Source organism: Methylobacterium sp. J-077, assembly GCF_022829365.1.
In the GTDB taxonomy this organism is placed as follows: domain Bacteria; phylum Pseudomonadota; class Alphaproteobacteria; order Rhizobiales; family Beijerinckiaceae; genus Methylobacterium.
The window spans coordinates 14,291-26,478 of record NZ_JAKSYJ010000119.1 but is presented as its reverse complement, the minus strand read 5'-3'; the positions used below and the strand labels follow the sequence as shown (position 1 = coordinate 26,478).

Genomic DNA, 12,188 nt, shown 5'->3' with positions numbered 1-12,188 from the left:
GCAGATTTGTCATCGGGCGGTCAAACGCCTCTGCTTGGCCTTTGCCGCCGAGCAGGAGCCCCCGATGACGCGCGATTCGATCCCAGCCTCCGGACGCCTCACCCGCCGGGAGACCGTGGCCGGTGCCGCCGCCCTCTCCCTCTTGGCCGGCCGCGCCGGGGCGCAGGAATCGGGGGAAGCCACGGGCATCGTCTACGCCGCCGGTGCAGCGGGGGCCGACCGCGCGCCGCTGTCCGGCGTGCTGGTCTCCAACGGCCGCGAGGTCGCACGCACGGACGGACAGGGCCGCTACCGCCTGCCGCTGCCCGGGGACGGCGCGGTCTTCGTGATCAAGCCGCCGGGCTACGCCCTGCCGCGGGACGCCCACAACGTCCCCCGCCACTCCTACATCCACCAGCCCGGCGGCACGCCTGCCGATGTCGGCCTGCGCTACAAGGGCCTTCCGCCCACCGGCCCGCTGCCGGCCTCGATCGATTTCACCCTCACCCGGGTCGACGAGCCGGCGGATTTCGACGCGATCCTGTTCACCGACCCGCAGCCCGAGAGCCGGTTCGAGCTCGACCACGTGCGCGACACCGCGGTCGCCCGGGCGATGGCGATCCCGGCGGCCTTCGGCCTGACCACCGGCGACGTGCTGTTCGACGATCTCTCGCTCTACGGCCGCTCCAACCGCATCGTCGGGCGGATCGGGCTGCCCTGGTACAGCCTGCCGGGCAACCACGACCTGAACATGCAGGCCCCGGACGCGCGCTACAGCCGCGAGACCTGGAAGCGGGTGTTCGGTGCGCCGACCTACGCGTTCCGGCACGGGCGGGCGCTGTTCGTGATGCTCGACAACGTCGAATGGATGGGGCCGCCGGTGCCCGTGGGGGCCAACACCTATCGCGGCCATATCGGCGAGCGGACTCTGGCCTTCCTGAAGAACCTCCTGGCCGAGATCCCGCCCGACGACCTGATCGTGCTGGCGACCCACATCCCGCTCGTCACCGATACCGGCGACGATCCGCGCAGCGCGACGATCGACCGGGCGGCGCTCCTCGACGTGCTGGCGGGGCGCAATGTGCTGAGCCTGGCCGGGCACACCCACACCACCGAGCATCACTACCCGGCGGACGGGCACCACCACCACGTCATGACCGCCGTGTCGGGCTCGTGGTGGAGCGGGCCGGATACGCGCACCGGCATCCCCTCGGCCGACAGCCGTGACGGCACCCCGAACGGCTTCCACGTGCTGTCGATCCGCGGCACCGCCTACACCACCCGCTTCGTCCCGGCGCAGGGCGAGCCGGACGCGACCATGCGCATCGCCTTCGAGAGCGAGTTGCGCCCGGCAGCCCCCGAGGTCGTGCGGACGAGTCACCCGATGCAGGCGCTGCGGCCGCCGGTCCCGCAGGACGCGCTGGCCTCGACCAACCTCGTGGTCAACGTGTTCGACGGCGGCCCGCGCACGACCCTGACGGTCCGGATCGGCGACCGGGCGCCGGAGCCGATGGTTCGGACTCGGCGGCTCGACCCGTTCGTCACCGAACTCTATGCGCGCTATCCCGAGACCAAGAAGAGCTGGGTCCAGGCGACGCCCTCGACCCATATCTGGACCGCGCGTCTGCCCGACGATCTGGCGCCCGGCGCCCACCGGGTCTCCGTGGAGGGGACGGACGAGTACGGCCGCTCGATCCGGTCCTGCGCGGTGCTCGAAGTCACCGGCGACGGCGCGCGCGGCTGACGGTGATCGCCGTCAGCCGCGCGAATCCTTAGGCGGCGAGCTGACGGCTGCCGTGGCCGCCCTCCTGCACTTCCTCGACGATCTTGGCGCAGAAGGCGTCGAGGTCCTCGGGGCTCCGGCTGGTGACGATCCCCTGATCGGTCACCACCTCCTTGTCGTGCCAGCGGCCGCCGGCATTGATCACGTCGGTGCGGATCGAGGCGAACGAGGTCAGGTCGCGGCCCTTGGCCGCGCCGGCCTCGATCAGCAGCCAGGGCGCATGGCAGATCGCGGCCACGACCTTGCCGGAGGTCAGGAAGCTCTTGATCACGTCGAGGGCCTTCGGCTCGAGCCGGAGCTTGTCCGGGTTGATCTGGCCGCCCGGCAGGACCAGGGCGTCGTAGGCCGCGGGATCGACCCGGTCGAGATCGATGTCGACCGCGACCTCCTTGCCCCAGTCGGTCTTGTCCCAGCCGCGGATCGTGCCCTTGCTCTGGCGCGATTGCGGGGCGGCGACGGTCACGGTGGCGCCGGCCTCGGCGAGCTTCGCCTGCGGCACGGTCAGTTCGGTCTCCTCGAAACCGTCGGTGGCGAGGATCAGGATCTTGGCTTGGCGGATATCGGGCATGGCGGGCCTCCTTGAGGGGGTCTGCCCGGTCAACGGAGGTTCCATCCGGCTGTTCCGCACGCCGCGACATCGCGAGGCGGCCGGGTGGAACCCCCGGAGGGGCGGCCCGTTGATCCAGCATCCCGAAATTATGAGGAGACCGCGATGGCCAATCCCGGCCTACCCGAGCCTACGCCCGGCGATCTGCCGCTTCCGCCGCCGCCGCCCGAAGAGGAGCCCGATATCGGGCCGACCGGGCCGCGCACGCCTTATCCGGTGAACGATCCCGGCATCGGCGAGCCGGGCGGACCGGGCTCCGAGCCCGACATCTTCCCCGGCACGCCGACCGATCCGGGCACCCGGATGTGAGGATCAGTGGCCGCCGTGCGAGGTGCGCACGTCGCGCGGGGCGCTGAGGATTTCGGAGAGGCTCGTCACCACGTGTCGGGCCTCTTCGTCCGTCAGGCGGAGCTGGAACGGCGGCAGGGCGCCGGCCTGCAGGGCGACCACGGCCTGGCCCTCCTCGTCGGTGCCGACCTCGATCGCCGAGGAGGTGACGTCGAGCATGGCGACCTCCTCGTCGCCGAGGCCATCCAGGTCCGGCTCGTCGGTGTCGTCGATCGCCGTGAGCAGCTGACCGACGGCGCGCACCAGGGCGCGGGCCGCGCGGGCATCCATCACCACCGCCGTCGCCTGATCGTCCTTCTGGAACGAAAGCTGGATGTTCGCGCCATCCAGCGAGACCGAAATGCCTGCCATGTATCGCCCGGGAGCCACGCGCCTTAACTGTCTGTCCGCGTTCCGTATATGCATCGAGAGTGCCGGAAATCACAGGGGGCGTCGCGCGGCTCCGATGGCTCCGCCCGGCCTGCGACCGAGACGCCGCGCCCGAAATGCCTTGTTGCCGCCGCAGGCAGCGCCTAAATAGAGCCTCGGGGGGCTTTCCCATCGAGACCGGCGCTTTCCAACGCCCAGCGTCTCGCGCCCTGCCACACTGGCCAACCCAGCAAGACCGTGGTGCATCGCGCGGCTTTCCTGCCGTGCGCATGACCTATGGACGAACGAGGTACCCTACGTGAATACCGGCACTGTGAAGTGGTATAACGAGACCAAGGGCTACGGCTTCATCCAGCCCGATGACGGCGGCAAGGACGTATTCGTTCACATCTCCGCTGTAGAACGGGCTGGGATGCGCAACTTGGTCGAGGGCCAGCGGCTCTCGTATGAGGTCCTGACGGACAAGCGCAGCGGCAAGGACGCCGCCGGCAACCTTCAGACGGCCTGATCCGCGAACGGGATTGAACCGGCCGCACGACGCGGCTTCCCCTTCCGACGCTTCCATCCGGGCGAGACCGTCCGGGACGCGGGGGCGTCGGAGGCAACCACCAGAAACGACGCCGGGCGCGCACAGACGTCCGGTCCAGAAAAGAAAAGACACACGTTAGAATGATGTTCGAATACACGCGGCGCCGCGGCGTCCGCTCCCCCGTTACCGACGCGCCGACCTTCCGGGTCGGACGGCTGGCGCGGGCCAATTCCGCGACCGAAACCGGGACCGATCTCACCAACCTGATCGACCGGTCCTACAACTACCATTCCCCGCGGGAACTGCACTGGCATCTCGCCGAGCGTCTTGGGCTGGCGCCCAACGCCGTGGTGATCCGCGAGGCGGCGGCGGCCTGAGGGCCGGCGGCCCGTTCGGAGTTTCCCAGACGCTCATGACGTAGGGAGCCGCGTTCGATCTCGGATCGAGCGCGGCTCTTGCGTAAGGTGGGTCGTGCAGCGGCGATGCTTCTCTCGCACCGCCCCTTTCCCGGGCGCATGCAGCGCCAGCGGAATGCGACCCGGGACGCAGCACATGACAACGCGGAGCGGCATCGCTTCCGCTCGACGGTGCCACTGCGCGGTGCTTTGCATGCTGGGTTCCGGATCACCTTCCCCTGACGGTCCAGGTGTCCGGGACAGGGGCGGCGTGCCCTACCGATCCCAGGCCGCCAGAACCGGGTCCCGCAGCGCGACCGGGGCCGCCAGCAATTCGCCGTGGACCGGATCGGGCCGGTTGTAGGTGGTCGCCTCGCCCTTGAGGTCACAGACCACGCCGCCCGCCTCGCGCAGGATCAGGTCGGCCGCCGCGATGTCCCAATCGCGGGCGTTGCCCGAGATCAGACCGACATCGACCGAGCCCTCCGCCACCCGGGCGAGCCGCAGGGCCAGCGACGGGATGCGGTCGATCCGCGCAAAATCCACATCGGCGCCGGCACCCCGGGACAGGCGGTCGAGCATCGGCTTGGGCCCGGTGATGCGCGCACCCGGCAGAGCCTCCTTGGCATCCACCCGGATCGGCTCGCCGTTCCGGGTCGCGCCGCGTCCGAGCACCGCCTCGTAATCGGCGTTGCCGACGGGGGCGTGGACGAACCCGATCCGCGGCTGGCCGCCGGCCAGCAGGGCGACCGCGATCGACCAGTCGGGATGGCCCGACAGGAACGCCCGCGTGCCGTCGATCGGATCGACGATCCAGACGAGGTCGTGGCCGATGCGGGCAGGATCGTCCGCGGTCTCCTCGGACAGCCACGCCGCCGCCGGCACCAGCGCGCTCAGCCGGATCTTCAGGAAGGTGTCGACCGCGACGTCGGCCTCCGTCACCGGAGAGCCGCCGGCCTTGGACCAGATCCGCGCGGAAGTCTGGCCGCCGAGCTTGAAATACGGGCGGGCGATCTCGGCGGCCTCGCGCATGACCGCGCGCAGGTCCGGCATCAGGGCGGAGACGGCCGCGTCGGTGATGGGCTCGGGCATCGCGCTCCGCGGGGCATGCGTCAGGCCCGAATCGGGCCACGTTGGGGCCTCCGCCCGGCTGGTCGGACGTGCTGAGCCGGCTCGGAAGGAGATCTGAGAAAACCGGAGGGCGGTGCCGCCCGATCGCTCCCGTTGTAGGGCGCTGCCGGCACGGCCACAAGGATCCGCACTCTGCCACCGGGATCGATCGAGACTGATCGATCTTCGCAAGGAAGTGTTGAGCATTCAAGGAAGCATTGAGCATTCCTCAAATGACATCCCTGTCCAGAATCGCTTAACGACGGTGCTTAAGCTGTGCGGAGGAGTTCGGGTGCGATTTTGCTTGGCATAACGGACGGCCCGAGACGGGTCGCCACTTGCTCCAAGGATCCGGACAGATGAACACGTCCTCGTTCACCGACGAACGCCGCGAAGGACCTGCCATGGATATCCAAGGGGTCGCAGGTGTAGCCGCTTCCGCCTTTGCGCCGTCGCCGCTGCCGGTGATCGGCCGGATGTCCGGCGCCCGCAAGGCTGCGGGAATCGCCCTGGCCTACGCCACCGAGGACGCCGAAATCTGCGGCGCCGACCGCTTCAGCCTGATCCTGGTCGACGCTGACGGCGTGGAACTGAGCCGCCTTGGCTGCTTCGACGAGGACGACGTGGTCGCCATCTGGCGCGACATCGCCGCCCGGGCCGGGCTGGTGCGGATGATCGTCCGGGAGGACGGCGTCTTGGTGCCGGTCTCCGAGCAGATCGGCCGGCTGATCCTCGGGCGCGTGCGCATCCGCCGCCGGCACGCCGGGCTCGGCGCCCGCCGCCCGCGCTTCCTGGCCCGCCGCAAGACCGGCCGGCTGCCGGCCCGGCCGCAGATTTTCCGCGGCGAGAACGAGATCATCGCCCGCACCTGAAGCCCGGCCGGACCTCAGGACAGGCTGCGCAGCAGCGCGTCCCCCGCGAGGCCGACGAACAGGATCAGGCCGGCGTCCCGGTTCGAGCGGAACAGGGTCAGCGCGCCCCGCCCGTCACGCTCCCGCAGCGACAGAACCTGCCAGCCGAGATGCGCGGCGAAGGCTGCGACCCCGAGCGCCCCGATCAGTCCCGCGCCCGCGCCCCAGGCCGCCAGCGCGATGAACAGCGCGGCGAGCGCGTAGCACAGGCCCACGGCGCCCCGCACATGCCGGCCGAACAGGCGGGCCGAGGAGTGGATCCCGGCGATCTCGTCGTCCTCGATGTCCTGCACCGCGTAGATCGTGTCGTAGCCCACGACCCAGCAGATCGTGCCCGCGTAGAGCAGCAGTGCCGGGGCATCGAGGCGGGCGAACACGGCCACCCAGCCCATCAGCGCCCCCCAGGCGAAGGCCAGGCCCAGCACCGCCTGCGGCATCGGCATCACCCGCTTCATGAACGGGTAGATCGCCACCGGCAGCAGGGCGCACAGGCCGACGATCACCGCCCGCTCGTTGAACTGCAGCAGCACCGCGAGGCCGACGAGCAGCTGGGCCAGCAGGAACAGGGCCGCGTGGCGCGGCCGGACCTGCCCGGAGGGGAGGGGGCGCTGGCGGGTGCGCTCGACCTGGGCGTCGAGGTCGCGGTCGGCGATGTCGTTGTAGGTGGAGCCCGCCCCGCGCATCGCCACCGCCCCGATCAGGAACAGCAGGCAGTGCCAGGGATCGGGACAGGACAGGTCCGCCTGGATCGCCGCCAGGGCGGACGACCACCAGCAGGGCAGGAGCAGGAGCCACCAGCCGATCGGCCGGTCGATGCGCGCCAGGCGCAGATAGGGCCGCCAGGGCCGCGGCGCCGCGCGCTCGACCCAATGTCCGCTCACCGCGTCGGCCGGACGCTCGTCCCCTGCCGCCGTCCCGCTCATCGCTCGGATCTCCGGTCGTGCCACGCGCCATCTCACTCTACGCCATCGCAGAGAGGGATCCGCGCCGGACCCGAGATCCTCTCAGACGATCTTACAAGGCGCCCTGGGGCAGCTTGAAGCTGCCGGTCAAGCCCGGGCCGCCGAGCAGGCCGCTGCTGGCGCCGTTCTGCGCCTGGGCGCGGGCCTGCGCTTCCATCTTGGTCGCCTGCGCCGCGACGCTGCAGATCTTGGTGCGGATGCCGCTGACCTTGAGGTGATCGGCCTTGAAGCCTTCGGCGAAGGAATCCGGGATCGAGCACCATTCCTTGTTGGCGGTGATCCACTTCAGGCCCTCGGCGCCGTTGGACTGGAGCTTGCCGAACAGCGTGCAGGCCTCCTGCGGGGTCATCTTCTTCTTGGAGTTCGAAGCCGTGTTCGCCCGGGCAACCAGCGCCTTGCGGTCGGCCAGGGTCTTCTGGATCGCGCCGCATTCCGGCGCCGCGCCCTGCGCGTAGGCCGCCGTTCCGAACAGCAGGCCGCCGACGAGCGCCGCCCCCAGACTCAAGCTCCCGTGTGCCATCCCGCGACTCCCTCGACGCCGTGCCGGAGCCCGCGCAACGCCGGCCCTACTCCGTTCCCTTGGGTTCGCCATAGGAATGTGGCGTCAATCGAGCGGCAAACCGGCGAGGCGATGCGTGTGTGGGGGAAGCGCCAAAAAGTCGCCGTCGTAACCTTTCGGCAACATGTTCTAGGATGCCGGGCGCGGTCGCGGCGCGTTGACAGCTTGGCCGGGCCGCGCGACCACCCGGCCATGCCGGCCTACGACTTCACCGCCCCGCGCCTCCACGTCGAATCGGATCTCGCCGCCGGCGTCGTCCTGCCCCTCGACCGCGCCCAGGCGAATTACCTGCTCAACGTCCTGCGCCGGGGGCCGGACGATCCCGTGCTGGTCTTCAACGGGCGCGACGGCGAGTGGCGCGCCCACCTGGTCCAGACCGGCCGCAAGGGTGCGGACCTCCACGTCGCCGCGCGCACCCGCCCGCAGACGCCGCGCGCCGAGCTGCACTACCTGTTCGCGCCCCTGAAGAGCGCGCGGCTGGATTACCTCGCGCAGAAGGCGGTGGAGATGGGGGCCGGGACGATCCGCCCGGTGATCACCCGGTACACGCAGGGCGAGCGGATCAACATGGACCGCCTGCGCGCCAACGCCGTCGAGGCGGCCGAGCAATGCGGCATCCTGGCGATCCCGGATTGTCCCGAGCCGGAGAAGCTCGGCTCTGCGCTCGCGGGTCTCGCCCCCGAGCGCCTGCTGGTGTTCTGCGACGAGGACGCGCCGGTGAGCGACCCGGTGCGGGCCCTGCGGGAGACCGCCGATCCCGCGGCGCCGCCGCCGCTGGCCGTCTTGGTCGGGCCGGAGGGTGGTTTCTCCGAGGAGGAGCGGGCGGCGATCCGGGCCCGGCCCAACACCGTTGCGCTGTCCCTCGGGCCGCGCATCCTGCGCGCCGACACCGCCGCGGTGGCGGTGCTGGCCCTGGTCCAGGCGGTTTTGGGTGATGCGCGCTGACGCCGATACGCCATCGGTGCATGTGTGCCTGCGCACATGAGAGTCCCGCGCCCCGGGAATGTTCCGCGGAACCGGGGCCAACGGGCGCCCCGGTTCACGGCGCCGCGTTGTCGGTTCCGGGCACCTCGATTATGTCCCGGAGCGGATGTCGCCCGCGCCGCGCTTCTCGGAGGCCGGCGCGGGCGTCCGTCCGGACTCCGCCCGCTGGATGGGCGCGGGACGAGGTCGAACCGGACGGACACGCTGGAGCTTTCCGGTGCGCTCCCATCCCAGGCATAGTTCACAGGCACGGGCAGGCAGCGCATGGCGCGCGACAGCAACGACTCTACGCCGCTCACGACGCGCGCCGAACTGATCGCGTGGTTCGCCGACGGCGAGAAGCCGCGCGCGCGATTCGCGATCGGCACGGAGCACGAGAAGATCCCGTTCTACCGGGAGAGCCGCGAGCCCGTGCCTTATGACGGCGAGCGCGGCATCCGCGCCCTGCTGGAGGGGCTCGGCCGCGAGACCGGCTGGGAGCCGATCCTCGACCTCGGCAACATCATCGGCCTGTCAGCCGAGGAGGGCGGGGCGATCTCGATCGAGCCGGGCGGGCAGTTCGAGCTGTCCGGGGCGGCGCTGCCGGACGTGCATGGGACCGCGGCCGAACTCGCCACCCATCTCGCGGCGACGAAGCGTGCGGCCGATCCCCTCGATATCGGCTTCCTGACGCTGGGCATGAGCCCGCGCTGGCGCCGGGACGAGACCCCGGTCATGCCTAAGAGCCGCTACAAGATCATGGCCGGCTACATGCCGAAGGTCGGCTCGCTCGGCCTCGACATGATGCTGCGCACCGCCACCGTGCAGGTCAATCTCGACTTCGCCTCCGAGGCCGACATGGTGCGCAAGATGCGCGCCTCCCTGGCGCTCCAGCCGGTGGCGACGGCCCTGTTCGCCAATTCGCCGTTCACCGACGGGCGGCCCAACGGCTTCCTGTCGCGCCGCTCCGAGATCTGGCGCGACACCGATCCCCACCGCACCGGCATGCTGCCCTTCGCGTTCGATGCGGGCTTCGGCTACGAGGCCTATGTCGACTGGCTGCTCGACATGCCGATGTACTTCGTCAAGCGCGGCGACATCTACCATGACGTCTCGGGCGCCTCGTTCCGCGACCTGATGGCCGGCAAGCTGGCGCAGCTCCCGGGCGAGTACGCCACGGTGGCCGACTGGGCCAACCACGCCTCCACGGCCTTCCCCGAAGTCCGGCTCAAGCGCTTCCTGGAGATGCGCGGCGCCGATGTCGGCGATCCCGGCATGATCGCCGCCCAGGCCGCGTTCTGGGCCGGGCTGCTCTACGATGAGGCGGCGCTCGACGCCGCCCTCGACCTGGTGAAGGGCTGGAGCGCGGCCAACCGCGAAGCCGCCCGGGCCACCGCACCGCGCCTCGGCCTCGCCACCCCGGTCGCCAACACCACGCTGGGGGCGGTCGCCGCCGAAGCCCTCGCCATCGCCCGCGCGGGTCTGCGGGCCCGGGGCCGCCGCGACGCCGAGGGCCGCGACGAGACCATCTACCTCCAGCCCCTCGAGGCGATCGTCACCGCGGGACGCACCCGGGCCGACGACCTGCTGGCCGATTACGAGAACCGCTGGGGCGCCTGCGTGCGTCCGGCCTTCACGGAATGCGTCTTCTGATCGTGCGATCCCGGGTCTCGTGCGGCCGCGCACGGCCGGCTGGAACGAAGTGCGATACCTGACGGTTCTCACGCCGATCGTTCAGCGCGTGGAGGAGGTGTCCATGTCCCGCATCACCACATCCGTCGTCGCCGGCGCCTCGGCCCTGGCCATGATCGCCGGTTCGTTCACCGCCGCCGAGGCGGCCCCGCTGCCGGCGCAGAGCGCCGTGCAGGTCGGCGGCCAGACCGCCACGGTCGACACCGTCGGCTGGCGCCGCGGCTATTACGGCGGCTACGGCTACCGCCGCGGCTATGGCGGCCGCGTCGCCGGTGCAGTGGCGGCCGGTGCCGCCCTCGGCCTCATCGGCGGTGCCCTGGCCGCGAGCGCCGCCCCCCGTTACGGCTATTACGGCGGTTACGGCTACCCGGCCTACGGTTACGCCCCGGTCCGCAGCTATGCGTATCCGGCCTATGGCTACCCGGCCTACGGCTATGACGCTTACGGCTGGTAAGCCCTGAGCGTGTTGGTTCCAAAAGCGCCCGGCCTTCACTAGGCCGGGCGCTTTTGTTTGCCGGCTCTGTGGCGCGGTCGATGCGGGCTCGGCCCGCGTTCGCCGCGTCTCGAACGTCCGCCGCAAGCTTGGAACAAGGGCGGCAGGGTTATCCTGCCGCCGGCCACGCTGCGGGATCCCTCCGAGGCCGAATCGCCTTGATGAGGAGATCGTCGCCATGACCTGCTTCACCGCCGCTCTCGTGGCCGGCATCGCATCCGTCGTGACCGCCGGCGGAGTCTGTTCCGCGGCGGATCTGGGACCCTATCGCGCTCCGCCCGCCATCCCGGCCGGTCGCCCGGCCGTGGGCTCCGGCATCGCCGCCGAGGCGCGGGTCGTCCGGCCGGAATACAGCTATTACGGCGAGTACGGCTATCCGGCGCCGTACGGTTACGGCTATGCCTACGCGCCGACCCCGGGCCGCAACATGGAATACGGCTATTACGGCCCGACCTACTACGTGTTCGCGCCGGACACGTATCGCGGCCCGCTCCTCGGTTATCACGAGTGGTAGAGGGGCCGGCTCGGGAGCCATTGGTTTGCGGGACGACGAACCGGATCGTGTCGAGCTCGACCTGACAGGGCTGAAATGCCCGCTGCCGGTCCTGCGCACCCGCAAGGCTCTCCGGGCGCTCGGCGCCGGGCGGGTCCTGGTGGTCATCTGCACCGATCCGATGGCGATGATCGACATCCCCAACCTCGCCCGGGAGGAGGGCGCCCGGCTCGATTCGGCCGAGCGGGACGGCGATCGCCTGTGCTTCCGCATGACAGCCTCCGCGAAGCCGCCGCATTCCTGAGCGAACGGTGCCGCTCCAGGAACGAGGCGGAGACGGCATGGCACCGCGGATCGGGGGCGTGCGCCTCGTGCACGAGGGGTGGGCCCGGTACCTCGTGGCCGAGGTGATGCAGGACGACGGCACGCGCATCACCCGCGAGATGGAAGATCACGGCCGGGCCGTCGCGGTCCTGCCCTACGACCCGGTCCGGCGGGTCGCGACGCTGGTCTCGCAGTTCCGGGCGCCGGTGCTCTATTCCGGCGGTCCGCCGAGCCATGTCGAGGTGCCGGCGGGCCTGCTCGACGACGGCGCCCCTGAGGACGAGGTCCGGCGCGAGGCCGCCGAGGAGACCGGGCTGCGGCTCGGCGCGCTCGATCTCGTGGCCAGCGCCTGGACGATGCCGGGCATCTCGACCGAGCGGATGGACCTGTTCCTGGCCGCCTATGCCGAATCCGACCGGACGGGCGCCGGCGGCGGTCTGGCCGCCGAGGGCGAGGCAGTCGCCGTCCACGAGATCCCGCTGGCGGAACTGCTGGCAATGACCCGCCGCGGCGCGCTCACCGACATGAAGTCGCTGCTGTTGCTGTTCGCGCTGCAATTGCGGCGGCCGGAGCTGTTCGCGTAGGCCAGCGCAACGCGCCTGCGACACATTGGAATGACGGAATACGTCTCTCGCCGTCATTGCGAGCGCAGCGAAGCAACCTAGGGCAGC

The 12,188-nt window shown here is 70.7% G+C and carries 16 protein-coding genes; 11 read left to right on the top strand and 5 right to left on the bottom strand.

Translation table 11 applies throughout. The annotated features are described in order from the left end of the window. Window positions 1–64 precede the first annotated feature (64 nt). Complete coding sequence (locus tag MKL11_RS13075) at window positions 65–1,723, top strand: calcineurin-like phosphoesterase C-terminal domain-containing protein (RefSeq protein WP_243944084.1); 1,659 nt, start codon at window positions 65–67, stop codon at window positions 1,721–1,723. Between the two features lie 28 nt (window positions 1,724–1,751). On the opposite strand, the gene MKL11_RS13070 is transcribed toward MKL11_RS13075, so the two are convergent. Beyond that, complete coding sequence (locus MKL11_RS13070; RefSeq protein ID WP_243944083.1) at window positions 1,752–2,330, bottom strand: type 1 glutamine amidotransferase domain-containing protein; 579 nt, start codon at window positions 2,328–2,330, stop codon at window positions 1,752–1,754. Window positions 2,331–2,474: 144 nt separating this feature from the next. On the opposite strand from MKL11_RS13070, the gene MKL11_RS13065 reads away from it, so the two are divergent. Beyond that, window positions 2,475–2,678, top strand: coding sequence for a hypothetical protein (locus MKL11_RS13065; protein WP_243944081.1), 204 nt, complete (start codon window positions 2,475–2,477; stop codon window positions 2,676–2,678). A 3-nt stretch (window positions 2,679–2,681) separates the two neighbouring features. Here MKL11_RS13065 and MKL11_RS13060 read toward each other — a convergent pair whose 3' ends face one another. Further along, a complete protein-coding gene (locus tag MKL11_RS13060; protein WP_243944079.1) occupies window positions 2,682–3,068 on the bottom strand; it encodes a hypothetical protein in 387 nt (128 codons plus the stop codon). 316 nt (window positions 3,069–3,384) lie between these two features. Here MKL11_RS13060 and MKL11_RS13055 point away from each other — a divergent pair, with 316 nt between their 5' ends. Then, window positions 3,385–3,594: a cold-shock protein gene (locus MKL11_RS13055; protein WP_243944077.1), complete on the top strand. Its 210-nt coding sequence runs from the start codon at window positions 3,385–3,387 to the stop codon at window positions 3,592–3,594. 161 nt (window positions 3,595–3,755) lie between these two features. Continuing rightward, window positions 3,756–3,992, top strand: coding sequence for an AsnC family transcriptional regulator (locus MKL11_RS13050; RefSeq protein WP_243944075.1), 237 nt, complete (start codon window positions 3,756–3,758; stop codon window positions 3,990–3,992). A gap of 294 nt (window positions 3,993–4,286) precedes the next feature. Here MKL11_RS13050 and MKL11_RS13045 read toward each other — a convergent pair whose 3' ends face one another. Next, entirely contained in the window at window positions 4,287–5,102 is an 816-nt protein-coding gene (locus MKL11_RS13045; protein WP_243944072.1) for an inositol monophosphatase family protein, read from the bottom strand. Between the two features lie 377 nt (window positions 5,103–5,479). Between MKL11_RS13045 and MKL11_RS13040 the strand changes: the two genes are divergently transcribed. Next, a complete protein-coding gene (locus MKL11_RS13040; RefSeq protein WP_243944070.1) occupies window positions 5,480–5,992 on the top strand; it encodes a DUF6101 family protein in 513 nt (170 codons plus the stop codon). A gap of 14 nt (window positions 5,993–6,006) precedes the next feature. On the opposite strand, the gene ubiA is transcribed toward MKL11_RS13040, so the two are convergent. Further along, the gene (gene ubiA / locus MKL11_RS13035) at window positions 6,007–6,954 is read right to left on the bottom strand and encodes a 4-hydroxybenzoate octaprenyltransferase (protein WP_243944062.1); all 948 of its coding nucleotides are present in this window, start codon (window positions 6,952–6,954) and stop codon (window positions 6,007–6,009) included. Between the two features lie 91 nt (window positions 6,955–7,045). Then, window positions 7,046–7,513 carry a hypothetical protein gene (locus MKL11_RS13030; RefSeq protein WP_243944060.1) on the bottom strand — a complete coding sequence of 156 codons (468 nt, stop codon included), beginning with the start codon at window positions 7,511–7,513 and terminating at the stop codon, window positions 7,046–7,048. A 231-nt stretch (window positions 7,514–7,744) separates the two neighbouring features. Here MKL11_RS13030 and MKL11_RS13025 point away from each other — a divergent pair, with 231 nt between their 5' ends. From MKL11_RS13025 to MKL11_RS13000, 6 genes are all read left to right on the top strand, one after another. Continuing rightward, window positions 7,745–8,497: a 16S rRNA (uracil(1498)-N(3))-methyltransferase gene (locus MKL11_RS13025; protein WP_243944057.1), complete on the top strand. Its 753-nt coding sequence runs from the start codon at window positions 7,745–7,747 to the stop codon at window positions 8,495–8,497. 303 nt (window positions 8,498–8,800) lie between these two features. Continuing rightward, complete coding sequence (locus MKL11_RS13020; protein WP_243944055.1) at window positions 8,801–10,168, top strand: glutamate--cysteine ligase; 1,368 nt, start codon at window positions 8,801–8,803, stop codon at window positions 10,166–10,168. A gap of 103 nt (window positions 10,169–10,271) precedes the next feature. Further along, window positions 10,272–10,661: a hypothetical protein gene (locus MKL11_RS13015; protein ID WP_243944053.1), complete on the top strand. Its 390-nt coding sequence runs from the start codon at window positions 10,272–10,274 to the stop codon at window positions 10,659–10,661. Window positions 10,662–10,878: 217 nt separating this feature from the next. Next, window positions 10,879–11,214 carry a hypothetical protein gene (locus tag MKL11_RS13010; protein WP_243944051.1) on the top strand — a complete coding sequence of 112 codons (336 nt, stop codon included), beginning with the start codon at window positions 10,879–10,881 and terminating at the stop codon, window positions 11,212–11,214. A gap of 25 nt (window positions 11,215–11,239) precedes the next feature. Continuing rightward, window positions 11,240–11,497, top strand: a complete 258-nt coding sequence (locus MKL11_RS13005) for a sulfurtransferase TusA family protein (RefSeq protein WP_243944049.1) — start codon at window positions 11,240–11,242, stop codon at window positions 11,495–11,497. A 37-nt stretch (window positions 11,498–11,534) separates the two neighbouring features. Further along, window positions 11,535–12,101, top strand: a complete 567-nt coding sequence (locus MKL11_RS13000; protein ID WP_243944047.1) for an NUDIX domain-containing protein — start codon at window positions 11,535–11,537, stop codon at window positions 12,099–12,101. Window positions 12,102–12,188: the final 87 nt, after the last annotated feature.